This is a genomic window from Bradyrhizobium sp. Y36, assembly GCF_002531575.1.
Taxonomy (GTDB): Bacteria; Pseudomonadota; Alphaproteobacteria; order Rhizobiales; family Xanthobacteraceae; genus Bradyrhizobium.
In genome coordinates this window covers 193,858-214,428 of record NZ_NWTI01000011.1, presented here as the reverse complement: position 1 = coordinate 214,428, position 20,571 = coordinate 193,858, and the positions used below count along the sequence as shown (strand labels likewise).

General features: G+C 65.9%; 14 protein-coding genes. 10 read left to right on the top strand and 4 right to left on the bottom strand.

The genetic code is table 11. From position 1 onward, the window contains the following. Positions 1-324: 324 nt before the first annotated feature. The 4 genes from CO669_RS19915 (at position 325) to CO669_RS19900 (ending at position 5,017) form a co-directional block, all read left to right on the top strand. Positions 325-1,362: an MBL fold metallo-hydrolase gene (locus tag CO669_RS19915; RefSeq protein WP_097661630.1), complete on the top strand. Its 1,038-nt coding sequence runs from the start codon at positions 325-327 to the stop codon at positions 1,360-1,362. 100 nt (positions 1,363-1,462) lie between these two features. After that, positions 1,463-1,645 carry a hypothetical protein gene (locus CO669_RS19910; RefSeq protein WP_097661629.1) on the top strand — a complete coding sequence of 61 codons (183 nt, stop codon included), beginning with the start codon at positions 1,463-1,465 and terminating at the stop codon, positions 1,643-1,645. A gap of 247 nt (positions 1,646-1,892) precedes the next feature. After that, entirely contained in the window at positions 1,893-3,101 is a 1,209-nt protein-coding gene (locus tag CO669_RS19905; protein WP_097661628.1) for an MFS transporter, read from the top strand. 200 nt (positions 3,102-3,301) lie between these two features. Continuing rightward, on the top strand, positions 3,302-5,017 hold the full coding sequence (locus tag CO669_RS19900; RefSeq protein ID WP_097661627.1) for an N-acyl-D-amino-acid deacylase family protein: 1,716 nt from the start codon (positions 3,302-3,304) through the stop codon (positions 5,015-5,017). Positions 5,018-5,200: 183 nt separating this feature from the next. On the opposite strand, the gene CO669_RS19895 is transcribed toward CO669_RS19900, so the two are convergent. Beyond that, positions 5,201-6,550, bottom strand: a complete 1,350-nt coding sequence (locus CO669_RS19895) for an MFS transporter (protein WP_097661626.1) — start codon at positions 6,548-6,550, stop codon at positions 5,201-5,203. Positions 6,551-6,695: 145 nt separating this feature from the next. Between CO669_RS19895 and CO669_RS19890 the strand changes: the two genes are divergently transcribed. The 4 genes from CO669_RS19890 to CO669_RS19875 are packed head-to-tail and all read left to right on the top strand — an operon-like array spanning position 6,696 to position 11,294. Then, positions 6,696-7,349, top strand: a complete 654-nt coding sequence (locus CO669_RS19890; protein WP_097661625.1) for an ABC transporter ATP-binding protein — start codon at positions 6,696-6,698, stop codon at positions 7,347-7,349. Beyond that, complete coding sequence (locus CO669_RS19885) at positions 7,346-9,808, top strand: ABC transporter permease (RefSeq protein ID WP_097661624.1); 2,463 nt, start codon at positions 7,346-7,348, stop codon at positions 9,806-9,808. Before CO669_RS19890 ends, CO669_RS19885 begins: the two co-directional genes overlap by 4 nt. After that, entirely contained in the window at positions 9,798-10,880 is a 1,083-nt protein-coding gene (locus CO669_RS19880) for a lipocalin-like domain-containing protein (protein ID WP_097661623.1), read from the top strand. The genes CO669_RS19885 and CO669_RS19880 overlap by 11 nt, the downstream gene beginning before the upstream one ends. 27 nt (positions 10,881-10,907) lie before the next feature. Next, positions 10,908-11,294, top strand: a complete 387-nt coding sequence (locus tag CO669_RS19875) for an MAPEG family protein (protein WP_097661622.1) — start codon at positions 10,908-10,910, stop codon at positions 11,292-11,294. A 189-nt stretch (positions 11,295-11,483) separates the two neighbouring features. Here the strand turns inward: CO669_RS19875 and CO669_RS19870 are convergent, their stop codons facing one another. The 3 genes from CO669_RS19870 to CO669_RS19860 form a co-directional block, all read right to left on the bottom strand. Beyond that, the gene (locus CO669_RS19870; RefSeq protein ID WP_097661621.1) at positions 11,484-12,677 is read right to left on the bottom strand and encodes an ABC transporter substrate-binding protein; all 1,194 of its coding nucleotides are present in this window, start codon (positions 12,675-12,677) and stop codon (positions 11,484-11,486) included. 340 nt (positions 12,678-13,017) lie between these two features. Then, positions 13,018-16,182 (bottom strand): efflux RND transporter permease subunit, encoded by a 3,165-nt coding sequence (locus tag CO669_RS19865; RefSeq protein WP_097661620.1) that lies wholly within the window; start codon positions 16,180-16,182, stop codon positions 13,018-13,020. Further along, positions 16,179-17,384: an efflux RND transporter periplasmic adaptor subunit gene (locus tag CO669_RS19860; protein ID WP_198964119.1), complete on the bottom strand. Its 1,206-nt coding sequence runs from the start codon at positions 17,382-17,384 to the stop codon at positions 16,179-16,181. Before CO669_RS19860 ends, CO669_RS19865 begins: the two co-directional genes overlap by 4 nt. Positions 17,385-17,742: 358 nt before the next feature. On the opposite strand from CO669_RS19860, the gene CO669_RS19855 reads away from it, so the two are divergent. Both CO669_RS19855 and CO669_RS19850 read left to right on the top strand, forming a co-directional pair. Continuing rightward, entirely contained in the window at positions 17,743-18,897 is a 1,155-nt protein-coding gene (locus tag CO669_RS19855) for an iron-containing alcohol dehydrogenase (RefSeq protein WP_097661618.1), read from the top strand. Positions 18,898-18,914: 17 nt separating this feature from the next. Continuing rightward, positions 18,915-20,465: an AMP-binding protein gene (locus CO669_RS19850; protein WP_097661617.1), complete on the top strand. Its 1,551-nt coding sequence runs from the start codon at positions 18,915-18,917 to the stop codon at positions 20,463-20,465. The last annotated feature ends 106 nt before the right edge of the window (positions 20,466-20,571 follow it).

Sequence of the window (20,571 nt, the reverse complement as noted above, 5' to 3'; positions counted from 1 at the left end):
GGAATCCCCCCGGCAACTTCCTGCCAAACCAGATTTGTGCATGCCCTAGTGCGAACGCAGGGACCCATACCGCGTGATCCATCCTTCGCGGCGGCAGGCGTACCTAACTGCTATTCCGCGCCAAACTCCTCCCTGGGGTTATGGGTCCCTGCGTTCGCAAGGGACGACGGCGAATTTGTGGACCGGTCAGCGCCCAAACCACCACCAGAGCGCAGTTGAATAAGAATCTTCCAAATGTCCCTTGCCTAGCAGCAAAATACTTCTCCTCTTAGCCCCGAACGTAGTAGAATCCTCATAACGAGTTCCACTGCCGGGCCTTCTGCCATGATCTTCCGCCAGCTCTTCGACAGCGTTTCGGGCACCTACAGCTACGTCCTCGCCAGCCGGCCCGGCGGCGAGGCGCTGATCCTCGATCCCGTGCTGGAGAAGGTCGACCGCTACTGCCAATTGCTGCGCGAGCTCGACCTCAAGCTGGTCAAGGCGGTCGATACCCATCTGCATGCCGATCACGTCACCGGCCTCGGCGAGCTGCGCGACCGCACCCATTGCATGACCGTGATGGGCGACCAGACCAAGGCCGACGTGGTGGCGATGCGCGTCGCCGACGGCGACAAGGTGACGATCGAAGGCCTGTCGCTCGACGTGATGTACACGCCCGGCCATACCGACGATTCCTATTCCTATTTGATGGGCGATCGCGTCTTCACCGGCGACACGCTGCTGATCCGCGGCACCGGCCGCACCGATTTCCAGAACGGCTCGTCGCGCGCGCAATACGATTCGATCTTCAACCGGCTGCTGAAGCTGCCGGATGAGACGATGGTGTTTCCGGCGCACGACTACAAAGGCGACACCGTCTCCACCATCGGCGAGGAGAAGCGCTACAACCCGCGCCTGCAGGTGCGCTCGGTCGACGAATATATCGAGCTGATGGCGAACCTGAAGCTGCCCAATCCGAAGATGATGGACGTGGCGGTGCCCGCCAACATGCATGTCGGCCTGCATCAAGAGGAGCTGGAGAAGGAAGGCCGTGCACTCAGCGCGGTCGAGGCGATCCGCATTCTCGGCCGGCCCGACATGCTGCTGGTCGATCTGCGCGAGACCAACGAGCGGATGAAACACGGCATGCTCGAAGGCGCGCTGCATACGCCCTATCCGTCGGTCGAGGAGAGCCTGAAACCCGGTGGCATGCTGCGCGAGGTCGCAGCCGCCACCGGCCGCCGCGTCGTGTTCTTCTGCGCCTTCGGCGAGCGCTCGGCGATGGCGGTGGCCGCCGCCAAGGCGGCCGGCCTCTCCAACACGGCACACATCGCCGGCGGCTTGGATGCCTGGAAGAAGGCCGGCGGGCCGCTCGTGCACTGACGGCCGCGCACCGGCCGCGGGCGCGATTGTTGCGCTAAGTCAGGGACGGCTCATATTTCCGGTGTAGGATCGGATGCAGCATCACCATCCGGGACCAGCCATGAGCAAGCTCTGCAAACCGGGCGAGCCGCCCAAGATAACCGAGAACAAGGCCGCCGAGAAGAAGCCGGCGGAAGGCAAGGCGAAGACGCCTCCGCCGCCTCTCGATGACGACGACTACGAGGACGGCGACATCGCAACGCCCAAACGCGACCGCTACGGCGTCGACGACGAGCCGTTGTGAGGGTGCGACCCCAAGCTCCGCTGTCGTTCCTGCGGAAGCAGGGACCCATTACCACAGGGAGGAGTTTGGCGAGCGGTCGCAGTACGGTACTGTGGCCGATCACAATCGAGACATCACGCGGTATGGGGCCCTGCTTCCGCAGGGACGACAGATGGGCCCGCGCTACCTGCCATGCGCCTCTGTTCATGGACAAATAACCGCTCTGCCCGATAGTTTCCGCGACATTCGGGAGTGAAACGGAATTGCAATGGTCGACGTTCTCGCCGCACCGCAGCAAGGCAAGGCGGACAGCGCGCTGCGCACGCTGACGGGAATCTCGATCGCGCATTGGGTCAGCCATTTTCATCTGCTGGTCCTGCCGATGCTATTCCCGTTTCTCAAGACGCAGCTTGGCGTCGGCTATATCGAGCTCGGCTTCGCGCTCACCGTGTTCGCGGTGGTATCCGGACTGACGCAGGCGCCGACCGGCTATCTCGTCGACCATTTCGGCGCACGCAGGATCCTGCTGATCGGGCTGACGCTCGGCGGTTGCGCGCTGATCCTGCTCGGCCTGCACCTCAGCTACGCCTCGCTGATCGCCTGCGCCGTGCTGCTCGGGCTGGCCAACAGCGTCTATCACCCCGCGGATTACGCGATCCTCGCCGAGCACATGGACGAGGCGCGGATGGGCCGCGCCTTCTCGATCCACACCTTCGCCGGCTTTCTCGGCGGCGCGGTGGCGCCGGCGATCGTGGCGGCGCTCGTCACCCTGTCCGGCGGTGTCGGCGCGCTGGTCGCATCGGGTGCGATCGGCATTCTGGTGGCGCTGCTGCTGCTCGCCATGAACATTCCCGACGCCGGCGCCAGCAGGAAGAAGCCGGGCGCGGAGAACGCACCGAAGCAGGCCGTGATCACGCCGGCCCTGATGATGCTGACCGCGCTGTTCATGCTGCTCAGCCTGTCGGTCGCCGGCATCAACAATTTCGGCGTGGTCGCGCTGATGAGCGGCTATGGCGCGTCCTATTCCTCGGCCAACGTCATGCTGACCGCGTTCCTCGGCTGCAGCGCCGCGGGCGTGCTCGCCGGCGGCTTCCTCGCCGACCACACCGAGCGCCATGGCTATGTCGCCGCCGCCTGTTTTGCCGTGAATGCAGCGCTCGTGCTGCTGATCGCGCTGGCCACGCTGCCGGGCTGGGCGCTCACCGCCGCGATGGCGACGGCAGGCTTCCTCTCCGGCGTGATCGCCCCGTCGCGGGACATGCTGGTGCGCAACGCCGCGCCCGCGGGCGCCGCGGGGCGCGCCTTCGGCATCGTCTCCACCGGCTTCAATCTCGGCGGCATCGTCTCACCGCTGCTGTTCGGCTGGATCATGGACCAGAACGCGCCGCACTGGGTGTTCGGCGCGTCGGTGATCTTCATGCTGGCGACGGTGGTGCTGTCGCCGTTCACGGAGCGGAAGCGGGAAGGCGGTTCGTGAGTTACGAGAGCGGCTGCCACAAATTCACGCGTCGTCCCCGCGAACGCGGGGACCCATAACCACAGGGAGAAATTGCGGCGCGAAGCTGGTCACTCCGAGCCTTCGCCAAACATCCCCCTGTGGTTATGGATCCCGGATCTGCGCTGCGCTTGTCCGGGATGACGAGCAAAATAACAAACAACAAACCGGGAAGAAACACCATGAGCACCCCTGATCTCGTCATCCGCGGCGGCACCGTTGCGGACGGCAATGGCGGCGAGCTGTTCGAGGCCGACGTCGCCATCACGGCCGGCAAAATTTCCGAGGTCGGCAAGGTCGCCTCGAAGGGTCGCGAGGAGATCGACGCGCGCGGAAAGCTGGTGACGCCGGGCTTCGTCGACGTGCACACGCACTATGACGGCCAGGTCACCTGGAGCCATGACATCACGCCGTCATCGCAGAACGGCGTCACCACCGCGATCATGGGCAATTGCGGCGTCGGCTTCGCGCCGTGCAAGCCGGCCGACCACACAAGGCTGATCCAGCTGATGGAAGGTGTCGAGGACATTCCCGAGCCTGTCCTGAGCGCCGGGATTCCCTGGGCCTGGGAGAGCTTTCCGGATTACATGGAGTGGCTCTCCAAGCGCGATTTCGACATCGATGTCGGCGCGCAGCTGCCGCATGCGGCGCTGCGGGTCTACGTCATGGGCGAGCGCGGCGCGCGCCGTGATCCCTCGACCGCGGAGGATAATGCGGCGATGGCCAGGCTCGCGGGCGAAGCGGTACGCTCCGGCGCGCTCGGCTTCTCGACCTCGCGCACGCTCAACCACCGCACCTCGACCGGCGATTTCACGCCGACCTTGAAGGCCGGCGAGGACGAGCTCACCGCGATCGCCGGCGCGATGCACCGGCAGGGCCGCAGCGTGCTGCAATTCGTGCTCGACCTCTCCACCATCCACGAAGACCTGCCGATGATGCTGCGGGTGGCGGACGCCACCAAATGCCCGATCTCGTTCTCGATCACGCAGAACGACAGATCGCCGAACCGCTGGCGCCAGACGCTGGACGAGATCAACGCGGCGGCCAAGCGCGGCCTTTCCATCACTGCACAGATCGCGGCGCGCCCGGTTGGACTGCTGCTCGGGCTCGAGCTGTCACGCAATCCGTTCCAGACCCATCCGAGCTACAAGGCGATCGCGCATCTTCCGCTTGGAGAACGGCTGGCGCGGCTGCATCAGAGCGACGTGCGCAAGGCGATCCTGAGCGAGACGGCGACCGCGACCGACGATCCGCTGTTTTTCCGTCCCAACTACGACAAGATGTTCTTGCTCGGCGATCCCCCCGATTACGAGCAGCCGCCGGAGAACGCGCTGGGCCCGCAGGCGCGCAGGCAGGGACGCCAGCCGGAGGAGCTCGCCTATGATGCGATGCTGTCGGACCAAGGCCGCGGCATGCTCTATGTGCCGTTCCTCAACTATTCCGACGGCAATCTCGATGCGACGCGCGAGATGCTGATCGATCCGCAATCGGTGCCGGGCCTGTCCGACGGCGGCGCGCATTGCGGCATCATCTGCGATGCCAGCTTCCCGACCTATCTCTTGACGCACTGGACGCGCGACCGGAAGCGCGGCGAGAAGTTGACGATCCCGTTCGTGGTCGCGGCGCAGTCGCGCAAGACCGCGCTCTCGGTCGGTCTCACCGGCCGCGGATTGATCGCGCCCGGCTACAAGGCCGACGTCAACGTGATCGACTATGACCGGCTGCATTTGCATCCGCCCAAGGTGCATTACGATCTGCCGGTCGGTGGTCGCAGGCTGTTGCAGGACGTTGACGGCTATGACGCCACGATCGTCTCGGGCGTGGTGACGCGGCGGCAAGGCGAGGCCACGGGACGGCGGCCAGGCAAGCTGGTTCGCGGCGCGCAGGGAGTGAATTAGGCGGTTGTTGCCGCTTACCCTCCCCTGGAGGGGGAGGGTCGCTACGCATGCAGCGAAGCGGAATGCGTAGCGGGGTGGGGTGACAGTCTCTCCGCACGAGAAAGTGCCCGTGTTGAGGGATCACCCCACCCCGCTCGCGCTTCGCGCGATCGACCCTCCCCCTCCAGGGGAGGGTAGGAGCACTTACGTCAGCGTCACCGCACCCTTCAGTTCGGCGCTTTGCGCGGCCGCGCCACGGGTCAGCCGCGCCTTTTCCGTGTTCGGCCAGAGCAGCAGCAGGCCGAGCAGGCCGGAGCCGACCATGATCACGGCATTGATCGTGAAGCCGGTCATGTAGCCGTCGATCGTGCTGCCGGCGCGCTGGATCATCGCCCCCATCACGGCCGGCGCGATGATGCCGGCCAGGGTGTAGAGGGCGCCATAGATGGCGAGGATGGCGCCGCGCTGCGACGTCGGCGTGAATTCGCCGAGCATCGGCGGGCAGACCACATAGATCGCTCCGCACAGGCCAGAGCCGATCACGAGCAGCGCGATCTGCAGGCCGGCGCCCTGAACATGCGGCATCGTCGCCAGGATCAGCCCGCCGATCACCAGCGGCACCGAGCCGAGCACGCCCCGCGCCACGCGGGTGTTGTAGCCGCGCGCCATCATCACCTGCGAGATCCATCCGGTGAGAATGACGGTGGTGGCACCGAACACCCAGGGCAGGATCGAGATGAAGCCGGCCTGGCTCTGCGAGAAGCCGAGCCCCTTGACGATGAACGGCGTGAACCAGGTCAGGCCGAGCGACAGCGCCCAATAGGCGCCGAAAGTTGCCGCGACGCAGCCGATGAAGGTGCGCGAGGTGAGAAGCTGCAGGTACGGGATCTTCTGCTCGGACGCGGCCAGCACCTGCGTGTCCTCCAGCGGCCCTTCCTTGCCGAGCGCGAGCCAGGCGCAGACCCAGATCAGGCCGACGACGCCGAGCGCGCCGAAGGCATAGTGCCAGGAATGATTGACGATGACCCAGTTCAGCGCCGGCACCGCGAGGATGACGCCGAAGGCCGAGCCCTGCGACAGGATCGCGGTCGGCAGCGTGCGCTTCTCGTCGGGGAACCATTTGTAGATGGCATGCGCGGCGACGGAGAAGGCCGGGCCTTCGCCCGCGCCCAGCACGATGCGGCAGATCAACAGCGTGGTGAAGGAGACGGTGCCGACCATCGGAAACTGCGCCAGCGCCCAGATCACCGCGAGCACGAGCAGCACCCAGCGCGTCGGCACCTTGTTGACGACGAAGCCGACCACGATGGCCGCGATCGAGAACAGGAAGAAGAACGAGGAGCCGAGCAGGCCGAACTGCTCCGGGCTGAGCTTCAGATCGGTCATGATCGGAACGCCGGCGAGGCCGACGACGATCTTGTCGGCAAAGTTCACGACCATGAAGAGAAAGAGGAGAAACGTGACGGTCCAGGCGCCCTTCGGCGTCGGCTTTGCCGAATTCCCTGACACCCCTGCCGTCCTGCCCGCCGTTTCAGGCGTTCCCTGAGCGCTCATCGTTCTCCCCGCATGTCCTTTATGGCACTTTTTTGATTTGGCCGTGCTGGAAGCTAACAACGGCTTCGAGACCAACGCAACCCGGCATTTCCGCAGCAAGTGTGCTACGCAACAATTCCGCTAATTCCGTCCGGCGCCATTCATCGTGCTGAGCATCCGAAACCTCTCGAAAACCTTTTCCTCGGCCGGCGAACCGGTCCATGTGCTGCGCGGCGTCGATCTCGACCTCAAAGCCGGCGAGCGCGTTGCGCTGACCGGCGAGTCCGGCAGCGGCAAGAGCACGCTGCTGCACCTGATCGCCGGGCTCGATGCGGCCGATGGCGGCACGATCCGGCTCGAGGACGTCGAGGTCACCAATCTCTCCGACGCGGGGCGCGCCAGCTTGCGGCGAGACCGGGTCGGCCTGGTGTTTCAGCAGTTCAACCTGATCCCGAGCCTGTCGGTCGCGGACAATCTGGCCTTTCAGGCGCGGATCGCCGACCGGCATGACGCTGCCTGGACGAAGGAGTTGGTGGAACGGCTCGGGCTCGGCAGCCTCCTGAAGCGCTATCCCGAGCAATTGTCCGGCGGACAGCAGCAACGGGTCGCGATCGGCCGGGCGCTGGCGACAAAGCCCTCGCTGCTGCTGGCGGACGAGCCGACCGGTAATCTGGATGAAACCACGGCAGAGGAGGTGCTGGCGCTGACGCGCGACCTCGTCGCGCGCACCGGCTGCGGCTTCCTGATGGTGACGCACAGCCTGCATCTGGCCGGCACGCTCGACCGCCACCTCACTCTGCATGCGGGGCGGATCGCATGAGGCGCGCGCTCTGGATCCTCGCGGTGCTGCTCAGCCATTGGCGGCGTCATAAGATGCAGTTCGCGACGCTTCTGGTCGGATTGATCGCGGCGACCGCACTGTGGAGCGGCGTGCAAGCGATCAACCAGCAGGCCCGCAACGCCTATGACCGCGCCGCGGCGACGTTCGGCGGCACACGCACCGCGATGTTGGTTGCGCCGAATGCAGCCACGTTCTCGCAGGACCTCTTCGTCAAGCTGCGCCGCGCCGGGTGGCCGGTGTCGCCGGTGCTGGAGGGGCGGGTCCAGATCAACGGCCGCTCGGTGCGGCTGCTCGGCATCGAGCCGGTGACGCTGCCGGTCGACGTGGGCAACGCGCCGCGCCTCGGGGCCTCGGACCTCGGCAGCTTCGTGGCGCCGCCGGGCCAGACATTGGTGGCACGGGAGACGTTGAGCGACTTGCAGGAAACGGAAGGCGCGGCGCCGCCGATCAGCAACGGCGCAAAGCTGCCGCCGTTGCGCGTGCTGCCGCAGCTCGTGCCCGACGTGCTGGTGGTCGATATCGGCGTGGCGCAACGCCTGCTGAGCAAGCCGGATCATGTGTCGCGGCTTCTGATCGGCAAGCCGAAGAGCAAGCCCGCGCCGCTGGCAAGCGTCGTCGGCGACCGATTGCAGCTGATCGAGCCTGACGCGGAAACCGAGCTGGAACGCCTCACCGACAGCTTTCATCTCAACCTGACCGCGTTCGGCCTGTTGTCGTTCTTCGTCGGCCTCTTCATCGTCAACTCGGCCGTTGGGCTTGCCTTCGAGCAGCGGCTGCCGATGCTGCGCACCTTGCGCGCCTGCGGCGCCTCGGCGCGGCTCGTCAACACCGTGCTGGTGATCGAGCTCGTCGCGCTGGCGCTGGTCGCCGGCCTGATCGGACTCGCCTGCGGCTATTTCATCGCGGCGGCGCTGTTGCCCGACGTCGCGGCGTCGCTGCGCGGGCTCTACGGCGCGCAGATCCCGGGGCAGCTCAGCTTGCGGCCGGAGTGGTGGCTCGCCGGCATCGGCATCAGCATCGCGGGCGCGCTCGTTGCGGCAACGACCAGCCTGATCAAGGCGATCAGGATGCCGGTGCTGGCGACCGCGCAGCCGCGCGCCTGGCAGCAGCGGCAGCGGCGCTGGCTGATCCTGCAAAGCTGTGCGGCCGCTGCCGTGTTCGCGGTCGCGCTGCTGCTGCTGCGCTATGGCGAATCGCTGATTGCGGGCTTTGGCGTGCTGGCGGCCTTGATGCTCGGCGCGGCCTTGATCCTGCCGGCCTTCCTCGAGCTCCTCCTGCTCGCAGGGCAATGGCTCGCGCGAAGACCGCTTGCGCTGTGGTTCTGGGCGGATAGCCGGCAGCAGCTCTCCGGATTGTCGCTGGCGCTGATGGCATTGCTGCTCGCGCTCGCCGTCAATGTCGGGGTCTCCACCATGGTGGAGACGTTCAGCCGGACCTTCATCGGCTGGCTCAACGGACGGCTCGCCGCCGATGTCTACATCAGCGCCTCGGACAACGCGCAAGGCACGGCGATCCGCAACTGGCTGAAGGAGCGCAGCGACGTGCAGGCGATCCTGTCGGGCGGCCGCGCCGAGGTCCAGCTTCAGGGCCAGCCGGTGGAGCTGTTCGGCCTGCCGGATCACGCGCTCTATCACGAGCGGTGGCCGCTGCTGGACGCCGTGCCGCGCGCCTGGACCCGGCTGGTGCCGGGCAATGCCGCCTTCATCAGCGAGCAGCTCAGCCGCCGGCTCAATGTGCGCATCGGCGACGTCGTCGAGGTGCCGGCGCCGGGCGGGACCTGGGAGCTCGACATCGTCGGCATCTATGCCGATTACGGTAATCCCAGGGGGCAGCTGACCGTGAACGTCGGGGCGCTGATCCGGCAATTTCCGCAGACGCCGCAGACGCGGATCGGCCTGATCGTCGCCAAGGAGAACATTCCCGGCCTGATCGCGGCCCTGCAGAAGCAGTTCGCGCTCGGCGACCGCAGCGTCGCCGACCAGGCGACGGTGAAGGCGGAATCGATCCGCATCTTCAACCGGACCTTTGCGGTGACATCCGCGCTGAACGCGTTCACGCTCGGCGTCGCCGGCATCGCGCTGTTCACGAGCCTGTTGACGCTGGCCAATTCCCGCCTCCCGCAGCTTGCGCCGCTGTGGGCGATCGGCATCACACGGCCGCGCCTTGCCGCGATCGAATTGACCAAGACGCTGTCGGTGGCGCTGTTCACGTCGTTGCTCGCCGTGCCACTCGGGCTATTGGTGGCGTGGTGCCTGATCGCGATCGTGAACGTGAAGGCGTTCGGCTGGCGGCTGCCGTTCCATGTGTTTCCGTCGCAATTGATCGCGCTGGTCGCGGTGGCGCTGCTGGCCTCGCTGCTGGCGGCGCTGCTGCCGGTCGTCCGGCTGGCGCGGATGCAGCCGGCAAATCTGGTCAAGGTGTTTGCCAATGAGCGCTGATCGAATGTCGCGCCGGGCCTTTGCCGGCGGCATCGCTGCGCTGGCGCTCGCACGACGCGCCGGTGCGCAGGGCTATGCGGGGCTGGGTGAGAAAGCGGATGGCTTTGCGAAGGTGACGCCGGGAAAGCTGTTTACCTTTCCGGCCGATCACGGGCCGCATCCGGGGTTTCGGATCGAGTGGTGGTATCTCACGGCAAACCTGGTCGATGCCGGCGGCACGGCTTGCGGCCTGCAATGGACGCTGTTCCGGCAGGCGGCGCAGGCGGGCCCGCAAGGCGAGGGCTGGGCCAATCAGCAAATCTGGATGGCCCATGCCGCGGTGACGCGCGCCGGCACTCACCGCTTCAACGAGGTCTTTTCGCGCGGCGGCGTGGGCCAAGCCGGCGTCACGGCAACGCCGTTTGCGGCCTGGATCGACGATTGGGAGATGAAGGCTCTTGAGCGCACCGACGATCGCACATTGGCGCCGCTGACGCTGAAGGCGTCCAGCACAGATTTCAGCTACGCGCTGACGCTCGAGGCCGACCGTCCGGTGGTGCTTCAGGGCGATCGCGGCTACAGCCGCAAGTCGGAGCGCGGCCAGGCCTCCTATTATTACAGCCAGCCGTTCTACCGCGCCCGCGGCACGCTCACCATCGACGACAAGCCGGCCGATGTCACAGGCCAGGCCTGGATGGACCGGGAATGGAGCAGCCAGCCGCTGGACACTGATCAGACCGGTTGGGACTGGCTGTCGCTGCACCTATCATCCGGCGACAAGCTGATGCTGTACCGGCTGCGGCAGAAGGACGGCAGGGACTATCCGTTCGGCAACTGGATCAGCGCCGCCGGCGAGACGCAGATGATCGCCGGGAATGACATCCAGATGCTTCCGAAGGCGACGACAGAGGTTGCGGGACGCAAGCTGCCGGTGGAATGGCAGATTGCGATCCCGTCACGATCGTTCGCGATTGTCTGCAAGCCGCTCAATCCCGGAGCGTGGATGGGGACCGGCTTCTCCTATTGGGAGGGACCGATCCACTTTGCCGGGACACATGACGGCGTTGGCTATCTCGAGCTGACCGGCTATTGAAGCGCGATCAGTTCAGGGAACCAAGCGATGTATCATTTCACCGCCCTCGTCACGCTGCTGGCGATCGCCTTCTATTTCTTCACCGCGATCAACGTCTCGCGCGCACGCACCAAGACCGGCGTCAAGGTGCCGGCGATGTCAGGCCATCCGGACTTCGAGCGCGCCTTCCGCATCCAGATGAACACGCTGGAATGGATGCCGATCTTCCTTCCCGCGCTGTGGCTGTTTGCGGTCTATATCGGCGACGGCATCGCAGCGGGGATCGGCGCGGTCTGGATCATCGGCCGCATCGTCTACTTCGTAGGTTATTCGAAGGCGGCGGCCAAGCGCGGCCCGGGCTTTGCGATCCAGGGCATCGCCGCGATGGCGCTGTGGGCGGGCGCGCTGGGGGCGGTGTTGCTGCGGCTGGTGTAAGACGATCTGCCGCCACACATTCCGCCGTCGTCCCGGGGCGCGAAGCGAGCCCGGGACCCATACCCACAGGGCGGAGTTTGACGATGACTCGGAGTCATCGGCTCACGCAACGACTCCTCCCCGGGGTTATGGGTCCCCGCTTTCGCGAGGACGACAGGGAGTTTGTGGCGCTCGCCGTGCCCTTTCCCCTCACTTCGTCAGCGGGCAGCCGCTGTCCTTGGCAGTGAAGAAGGCCTTGTCGCCCGGGACGGTGGCGAGCAGCTTGTAATAGTCCCAGGGCTTCTTCGACTCCGAGGGCTTCTTGACCTCGAACAGATACATGTCGTGGACCATGCGGCCGTTCTCGAGCACCTTGCCGCCTTGCGCGAAATCGTCGTCGACCGGCAGCTCCTTCAGCTTCTTGGCGACGGCATCGGGATCCTTGGTGCCGGCGGCCTTGACGGCCTTCAGATAGCTGAGCGTCGCCGAATAGGTGCCGGCCTGGATCATGTTCGGCATCCGCCCGGTGCGCTTGAGGAAGCGTTCGCCGAGATTGCGGCTCTTGTCGTTGACGTCCCAGTAATAGCCTTCCGTCAGCACCAGGCCTTGCGCGGCCTGCAGGCCGAGGCCGTTCACTTCGGCGAGCGTCATCAGGAGGCCGGCGAGCTTCTGTCCGCCGGAGACGATGCCGAACTCGGACGCCTGCTTGATCGAGTTGGTGGTGTCGAGGCCGGCATTGGCGAGGCCGACGATCTTGGCCTTGGAGCTCTGCGCCTGCAGCAGGAAGGAGGAGAAGTCCGAGGAGTTGAGCGGCACGCGCACCGAGCCGACCACCTTGCCGCCATTGGCGGTGACGATCTCGCTGGTGTCCTTCTCCAGCGCGTAGCCGAAGGCATAGTCGGCGGTGAGGAAGAACCAGGTGTCGCCGCCGGCCTTGGTCAGTGCACCGCCGGTGCCGACGCCGAGCGCGCGGGTGTCGTAGGCCCAGTGGAACCCGTAGGGCTGGCAGGCATCGCCAGTGAGACGCGAGGTCGCGGCGCCGACGACGATGTCGATCTTCTTCTTTTCCTTGGAGAGCTCGTGGATCGCGAGCGCGACCGAGGAGGTCGTCAGCTCCGTGATCATGTCGACGTTCTCGACGTCATACCAGCGCCGCGCGATCGAGGTCGCAAGGTCAGGCTTGTTCTGGTGGTCGGCGGTGACGAGCTCGATCTTCTGGCCCAGCACCTCGCCGCCAAAATCCTCGATCGCCATCCTGGCCGCCTCGACCGACCATTTGCCGCCGTAGTCGGCGTAGACGCCGGACTGATCGTTGAGGATGCCGATCTTGACGCCTTGCGCGGAGGCCGGCGCCGCCAGCACCAGGGCAGAGGTTGCGACGGCGGCCAAAAGTGCTGATTTCATCTGTTAGCTCCCAGCAGTTTTCTGTTTTGAAATCGCGCGGATATTAGGGAAGAACCCCGGGCCTGCCCATCCATTTCAACTTGGTCGTTAGTATGGGCGGGGGCGCGCCAATTGGCATCGAGGATGGCGCGACAAATGAGCTGTCGTCCCGGACAAGCGCGCCTCAAGCGCGCGCAGATCCGGGATCCATAGCCACAGGGAGGAGTTTGGCGAAGACTCGGAGTTGCCAACGTCTCGCCAAACTCCTGCCTGGGGTTATGGATCCCCGCGTTCGCGGGGATGACGGCGGAGGATGTGGAGGCGACGGAGGGTATGGAGACGTCCACGGCCATAAACAGCGTCAGGCCACCTCCGGCTTCTTCCCCTCGTTCCGCCCTTCCGCCAGGTTCCGCACCACCACGTAGAAGATCGGCGTGAACAGCAGCCCGAACAGGGTGACGCCGATCATGCCGAAGAAGACGGCGACGCCGACGGCCTGCCGCATCTCCGAGCCGGAGCCGCTTGATATCACCAACGGCAGGACGCCGAGGATGAAGGCGAAGGAGGTCATCAGGATCGGCCGCAGGCGCAGGCGGCAGGCCTCGATGACGGCCTCCAGCCGCGGCTTGCCCTCGTTCTCGATGTCGCGCGCGAACTCGACGATCAGGATCGCGTTCTTGGCCGCCAATCCCACCAGCACGACGAAGCCGATCTGGGTGAGGATGTTGACGTCCTGACCCATCAGCCGCACGCCGATGGTGGCGGCGAGCAGGCACATCGGCACGATCAGGATCACGGCGAATGGCAGGGTCCAGCTGCCATACTGCGCGGCGAGCACGAGATAAACGAACAGCACGCAGATCGGGAACACGTAGAGGCCGGCATTGCCGCCGGTGATCTGCTGATACGACAGATCCGTCCACTCGAAAGTGAAGCCGCTCGGCAAGGTGTCATCCGCCAGCTTCTTGATGGCGTTGAGCGCCGTGGTCGAGCTGGTGCCGGGTGCCGGCTCGCCCTGGAGCTCGGAGGCCGCATAGAGATTGTAGCGCGCCACGCGATCGGGACCCGAGACGTCCTTGAATTCGACCACGCTGCCGAGCATCACCATGTCGCCCGCGGCGTTGCGGGTGCGCAGGCGTGCAAGGTCACTCGGCTCCTTCCGGAACGGAAAATCGGCCTGCGCGGTGACGTGGTAGGTACGACCGAACAGGTTGAAGTCGTTGACGTAGGTCGACCCGAAATAGCTCTGGATCGTCTCGTTGATGCCGGAGATCGGCACGCCGAGCTTCTGCGCCTTGGTGCGGTCGATGTCGACGAAGAGTTGCGGCGTGTTGGCGGTGAACGGCGAGAACACCGAGGGGGCGAGCAGCGAGGGCGATTTGCGCGCCGCGGCGACAAGCTCGTCGGTGGCCGCAGCGAGCAGCTCGGGCCCGCGGCCCTGGCGGTCCTGGATGCGGATGGTAAATCCGCCGCCGGTGCCGATGCCCGGCACGGCCGGCGGCGGAATCACGATGATGAAGGCGCCCTGGATCGCGGACAGGCGCTTGCGCAGCTCGACCGTGATGGCATTGGCCGTCAGTCCTTTCTTGATCCGCGCCTCCGGCTCGTCGAACACCGGGAACAGCGCCGCTGCGTTACCCGCCTGCGTGCGCGTGGCGCCGGAGAAGCCGGCAAAGGCCGCGACGCGGATGATGCCGGGCGTATCCAGCGCGATCCGCTCGATCTCGCGCACGACCTCGGTGGTGCGCGCCAGCGAGGCCGCGCCGGGCAGTTGCACGGAGACGATGACGTAGCCGCGATCCTGCGCCGGGATGAAGCCTTGCGGCGTGGTCGCAATCAGCCAGCCGGCGCTGCCGATCAGCACGACGTAGATCAGGATCATCACCACCGCGTGCCGAATGACGAAATTGGCAAGACCGGCATAGCCGTGCGCCAGCCGGTCGAACACACGGTTGAACACGCCGGTGAAGGCCCCCCACGCCCGTGCGATGACATTCCAGGCGGCGGGCGGCTTCTTCTCCTTGTGCGGGACGAGGATCTGCGAGGCCAGCGCTGGCGACAGGGTCAGCGAGCAGAAACAGGAGATGGCGGTCGCAACCGCAATCGTGACGGCAAATTGCTGGAAGAACTGTCCGGAGATTCCGTCGAGAAATGCCGTCGGCACGAACACCGCGCACAGCACCAGCGCGATCGAGACCAGCGCGCCGCCGACCTCCTCCATGGTCTTGAGCGCGGCATCGCGCCGGCTCAGGCCGTGCTCGAGATGCCGCTCGACATTCTCGACCACCACGATGGCGTCGTCGACCACGATGCCGACGGCGAGCACGAGGCCGAACAGCGTGAGATTGTTGATGGAGAAGCCGAGCGCCGCCATCACCGCGAAGGTACCGACCAGCGATACCGGGATCGCGATGATCGGAATGATCGCGGGCCGCCATCCCTGCAGGAACACCAGCACCACGACGACCACCAGCAGCATGGCCTCGTAGATGGTCTTGATCAGCTCGTGGACGGACTGGGCGATGAACTCGGTCGGATTGTAGCCGATGTTGTAGTCGAGGCCCCTGGGGAAGCTCTCCTTCAGCCTCGTCATGGTGTCGGTGATGTTCTTAGCCGTGGCGAGCGCGTTCGATCCCGGCCGCTGCGTCACCAGCATGGCGACCGCGGATTTGCGCAGCAGGAAGCTGTTGGTGGTGTAGGAGAGCGCGCCAAGCTCGATGCGGGCGACGTCGCGGAGCCGCACCACGCGGCCGTCGGAGCCGGCCTTGATCAGGATGTCCTCGAACTGCTTCTGGTCCTTCAGGCGGCCGGTGAAGGTGAGGTTTGGCTGGAAGGCGCGATCGGCGATCGGCGGCTCGGCGATCTGGCCGCCCGCGATCTGCACGTTCTGGGCGCGGATCGCGGCCAGCACCTCGGCCGAGGTCAGTCCGAGATTGGCGATCCGGTCAGGATCGAGCCACAACCTCATCGAGTAATCGCGCGCGCCGAAGATCTGGATGTCGCCGACACCGTCGAGGCGCAGCAACTGGTCGCGGACCTGGAGCAGCGCATAGTTCGAGATGTAGAGCTGGTCGAACGTGTCGTCCGGCGACAGCATGAACACGACCATGAGGATGTCGGGCGAGTTCTTGCGCGTGGTGACGCCGTTGCGCTGGACTTCCTCGGGCAGGCGCGGCTGTGCGATCGCGACGCGGTTCTGCACCAGCACCTGGGCCTTGTCGAGATCGGTGCCGAGCTTGAAGGTGACGGTGATGGTGAGCTGGCCGTTCGAGGTCGCCTGGCTGTAGAGATACAGCATGTCCTCGACGCCGTTGATCTCCTGCTCGATGGGCGCTGCCACCGTGTCGGACACGGTCTGGGCGGAGGCGCCGGGATATTGCGTGGTGACCACGACGGTCGGCGGCACCACTTGCGGATATTCGGAGACCGGCAGCGTGGTATAGGCGAGCGCGCCGACGATCAGGAGCACGATCGACAGCACCATCGCCAGGATGGGTTGGTTGATGGAGAGACGGCCGAGATTCATGACTTTCCACCGGCTGGAGCTTGGGCGGTCTTCGGCGCGACCTTGGCGCCGACACGGGCACGCTGGATGCCGTTGACGATGACGCGGTCCTCCGCCTTCAATCCGTCGCGGATCACGCGCAAGCCGTCGTCCAGGGGGCCGAGCACCACGGGACGCGCCTCGACGGTGTCGTCGGGTTTCACCACGAACACGATCTTGCGGGACTGGTCGGTCGCGACGGCGACGTCCGGAATCAGCAGCGCTTCATAGGGCGCGCTGCCGATCAGCCTGACGCGGCCGAACTGGCCGGGCAGGATCGACAGATCGGTGTTCTTGATCACCGCGCGGCTGCGCAGCGTGCCGGTCGAGACGTCGAGGCGGTTGTCGAGGAAGTTGATGGTGCCTTCATGCGACGGCTTGGTCTCACCGGCGAGCGTCACCTGTACCGGGTTCGCGGTGTCGCGCGAGCTCGGGCGCCGCCCTTCGAACCACAGCTTGCTGTATTTGATGAAGGTGGCTTCATCCATGTCGAAATAGACGTAGATCGGGTCCAGCGTGACGATCGAGGTCAGCAGCGTCGAGGTGCCGGTATCGCTGCCCTGCACGAGATTGCCGGGACTGACCAGATGGCGGCCGACGCGGCCCGTGAGCGGCGCCGTCACATGCGTGAATTCGATGTTGAGGCGAGCCACCTTCAGCGCGCCTTCGGCCTGCATCTCGGCGGCGTGCGCGGCCTGCAGGGCCTGACGCCGCTGATCGACCACCTGCTCGGAGACGGCGCTGCTCTGCACCAGGCTGAGGCCGCGATCGAGCTCGCGCTTGGCAAGCTCCACCTTGGCCCGCGCATCCGACAGCTGGCCCTCCGCCTGCGTCGCCACCGCCTCGAACGGGCGCGGGTCGATCACGTAAAGCAGGTCGCCCTGATGCACGATGGCGCCGTCCTGGAATTCGACCGAGTTGACGAAGCCGCCGACGCGCGGGCGCACCTGCACCTCCTCCACCGCCTCGAAGCGCCCGGTGAACTCATCCCAATCGGTGACGGTCCGCTTGACCGGCTGGGCGACCGTCACCGGCGCCGGGGGCGGGGCAGCCGCTTGCGAGGCCGGCTCCCCGCAACCGGTGAGCACAAAAGCCCCGGTGATAAGCGCGCCGATTGCACTCAATCGGGTCACAACGAAATCGTGCTTTTTGACAAGCCGCTCGCTTCCATCCGGTCCGCTCATCCCAGGTCCTCGCACAAAAGCCGCAGAAAATGCAGGGTACGCCCCTACCTGCGGGCGCCACAAGATGGGTGGCCTGGATGAACTCTTCAAGTCCGCGATGCGCGCAAGGCTCGGAAGACCGCCCTGGCCGGATGGCGGGTTGACAGCCAGATAGTCGGCTCCGCACGAGGCGATTAGCAGGCGGATTGCGAATGGCGTTATTCGCCGGGCTCATGAATGGAGCGATCGCGACGGGAGCGCTCAGCTGCCCCTCCCCGGGAGGGTCAGAATTGGAATCAGCGCCTTCACACATGACGGCCGCGCCGGGCTCGGCTAGATTACCCGCATAAAACAAGACCAATTGTCCGGGAGGACAGGCGTGCATCAAGGACGTGTCGTTTTCGGCGCGATCGAGGAGGTCGTGTTCGGCCATCCTGCGGCCGGCGCCGTCGTCGCGCAGATGGACCGGCTGGGAACGCGCCGCGCGTTCCTGATGGTGTCAGGCACGCTCAACCGGCAGACCGACGAAATCGAGAAGATCAAGCAAGCGTTGGGCGCCCGCTGCGCCGGCCTGTTCGACGCCATGCCGGCGCATACGCCGCGCGAGGCGGTGATCGCGGCCACGAATGCGGCGCGCGAAGCGGGGGCCGATTTGATCGTCACCGTCGGGGGCGGCTCGATCACCGATGGCGCCAAGGCGGTGCAGCTTTGCCTCGCCAACGGCATCGACACGATCGACGGCATCGACCGCATCCGCGTGCACAAGGGCGTTGCGCCCGAGATGATTGCGCCGACGGTGCGGCAGATCAGCGTGCCGACCACGATCGCCGGCGGCGAATTCAGCGCGATCGCGGGCGTCACCGACCGCAGCACGCATGTGAAGCAGATGCTGCGGCATTCACTCAGCGTCCCCCGCGCAACCATTCTCGACCCCGCCATCACCGTGCACACGCCGGAATGGCTGTTCCTGTCGACCGGCATCCGCGCCATCGACCATTGCGTCGAGGCGATCTGCTCGCGTGAGACGCATCCCTATGCCGACGCGCAATCGGTGAAGGGCCTCGCCATGCTCGCCGACGCGCTACCGCGGGTGAAGGCGGACCCGTCCGATCTCGACGCGCGCATGGACGCGCAGATCGGCACCTGGCTGTCGATGGGTGCGCTTTCAGCCGGCGTGCCGATGGGCGCGAGCCACGGCATCGGCTACGTGCTGGGGGCAGGCTTCGACGTGCCGCACGGCTACACCTCCTGCGTCATGCTTCCGGCGGTGATGCGCTGGAACGCGCGCGACAATGCCGAGCGGCAGATGATCGTGGCCGCCGCCATGGGCTATCCCGGCCACGCCGCCGCCGACGTGCTCGATGCCTTCATCCGCTCGCTCGGCATGCCGCGCAGCCTTCGCGACGTCCACGTCTCGCCCGAGCATTTCGAGGCCATCGCCGAGCAGGCCATGCGCACGAACTGGATCCCGCGCAACCCGCGCAAGATCGAGGGTCCCGCGGACGTGCGCGAAATCCTGCTTCTCGCTGCGTGATCCAAGCCGGAGGATAGATGTACACAGGTCACCACGCCCGCCTGCGCCCGCTGCAGCCCGCCTTCATCATGGCCTCGACCGGCGAGGCCGTCACCTATCGCGAGCTCGATGCGCGCAGCAATCGCCTGGCGCACCTGTTCCGCAAGCACGGCTTGAAGCGGCTCGACCACTATTCGATCTTCATGGAGAACAATTCGCGCTATCTGGAGGCCTGCGGCGCCGGCGAGCGGTCCGGGCTGTACTACACCTGCATCAACTCCTTCCTGACGCCGGGCGAGCTTGCCTATCTCCTCGTCAACAGCCAGTCGAAGATCCTGATCACGTCCATGGCCAAGCTCGGCATCGCGCGCGAGGCGATCCAGGCCTGCCCGGACATCAAGCTCTGCATCGTCGCCGACGGCCCCGGCGAGAGCGAGCGCATCGTCGGGCTTGCGGACGTGACCGCTGGTCTGCCGGCGACACCGATCTCCGACGAATGGCTCGGCACCGCCATGCTCTATTCGTCGGGCACGACGGGACGGCCGAAAGGCATCCTGCGTCCGCTGCCGGAGGAGCCGCCGAAGCACAATCTGCCCCTGTTCGATTTCCTGACCAAGCTCTGGCACTACCGCGAAGGCATGGTCTACCTCTCGCCGGCTCCGCTCTATCATTCCGCGCCGCAAGCCGCCGTGAACCTCACGATCCGCATGGGCGGCACCGTGATCATCATGGAGAGTTTCGATCCCGAGCGTTACCTCGAGCTGGTCCAGCGCTGGGGCATCACGCATACCCAGCTCGTGCCGACGATGTTCTCGCGCATGCTGAAGCTGCCGGAGGAGGTGCGCAGGCGCTACGACCTGTCGTCGCTGGAGATCGCGATCCATGCCGCCGCCCCCTGCCCGGCGCTGGTCAAGGACGACATGATCAAATGGTGGGGCCCTATCATCCACGAATATTACGGCGCCACCGAAGGCCTCGGCTTCACCGCCTGCAACAGCGAGGAATGGCTGAGCCATCGCGGCACCGTCGGCAAGGTGCTGCTCGGCGACCTCCATATTCTCGACGAGAACATGCGGGAGTGCCCGATCGGCACGCCGGGCCAGGTCTGGTTCAAGACCGCCTCGCCCTTCGAATATTTCAACGATCCGGAGAAGACTAAGGAAGCGCGCTCGGCCGACGGCAGCATGAGCACGGTCGGCGATGTCGGCTATGTCGATGCCGATCGTTTCCTCTACCTGACCGATCGCGCCACCTTCATGATCATCTCCGGCGGGGTGAACATCTATCCGCAGGAATGCGAGAACCTCCTGATCACCCACCCGAAGGTCGCCGACGCCGCCGTGTTTGGCGTGCCCAATGCCGATCTCGGCGAAGAGGTGAAGGCGGTGGTGCAGCCGATGCCGGGCATCATGCCGGACGAGGCGCTCGCCGAAGAGTTGATCGCGTTCTGCGCGACGTCGCTGTCGCGGCAGAAGGTGCCGCGCTCGGTCGATTTCGAGAAGGAATTGCCGCGGCTGCCGACCGGGAAGCTGTACAAGCGCCTGCTGCGCGATCGCTACTGGGGGAACAAGGCGTCGCGGATCGTGTGAGGGCGCGGCTGCAAGCTCGCTGTCGTCCCGGGGCGCGAAGCGAACCCGGGACCCTTAGCCACAGGAAGTAGTTGGCGCGCGCGCCGACAACTCCGGGTCTTCGCAA

Excerpts from the sequence above, each read along its gene's own strand:
- CO669_RS19915 (WP_097661630.1), top strand. The coding sequence starts at position 325 with ATGATCTTCCGCCAGCTCTTCGACAGCGTTTCGGGCACCTACAGCTAC.
- CO669_RS19910 (WP_097661629.1), top strand. The coding sequence starts at position 1,463 with ATGAGCAAGCTCTGCAAACCGGGCGAGCCGCCCAAGATAACCGAGAAC.
- CO669_RS19905 (WP_097661628.1), top strand. The coding sequence starts at position 1,893 with ATGGTCGACGTTCTCGCCGCACCGCAGCAAGGCAAGGCGGACAGCGCG.
- CO669_RS19900 (WP_097661627.1), top strand. The coding sequence starts at position 3,302 with ATGAGCACCCCTGATCTCGTCATCCGCGGCGGCACCGTTGCGGACGGC.
- CO669_RS19895 (WP_097661626.1), bottom strand. The coding sequence starts at position 6,550 with ATGAGCGCTCAGGGAACGCCTGAAACGGCGGGCAGGACGGCAGGGGTG.
- CO669_RS19885 (WP_097661624.1), top strand. The coding sequence starts at position 7,346 with ATGAGGCGCGCGCTCTGGATCCTCGCGGTGCTGCTCAGCCATTGGCGG.
- CO669_RS19880 (WP_097661623.1), top strand. The coding sequence starts at position 9,798 with ATGAGCGCTGATCGAATGTCGCGCCGGGCCTTTGCCGGCGGCATCGCT.
- CO669_RS19875 (WP_097661622.1), top strand. The coding sequence starts at position 10,908 with ATGTATCATTTCACCGCCCTCGTCACGCTGCTGGCGATCGCCTTCTAT.
- CO669_RS19870 (WP_097661621.1), bottom strand. The coding sequence starts at position 12,677 with ATGAAATCAGCACTTTTGGCCGCCGTCGCAACCTCTGCCCTGGTGCTG.
- CO669_RS19865 (WP_097661620.1), bottom strand. The coding sequence starts at position 16,182 with ATGAATCTCGGCCGTCTCTCCATCAACCAACCCATCCTGGCGATGGTG.
- CO669_RS19860 (WP_198964119.1), bottom strand. The coding sequence starts at position 17,384 with ATGAGCGGACCGGATGGAAGCGAGCGGCTTGTCAAAAAGCACGATTTC.
- CO669_RS19850 (WP_097661617.1), top strand. The coding sequence starts at position 18,915 with ATGTACACAGGTCACCACGCCCGCCTGCGCCCGCTGCAGCCCGCCTTC.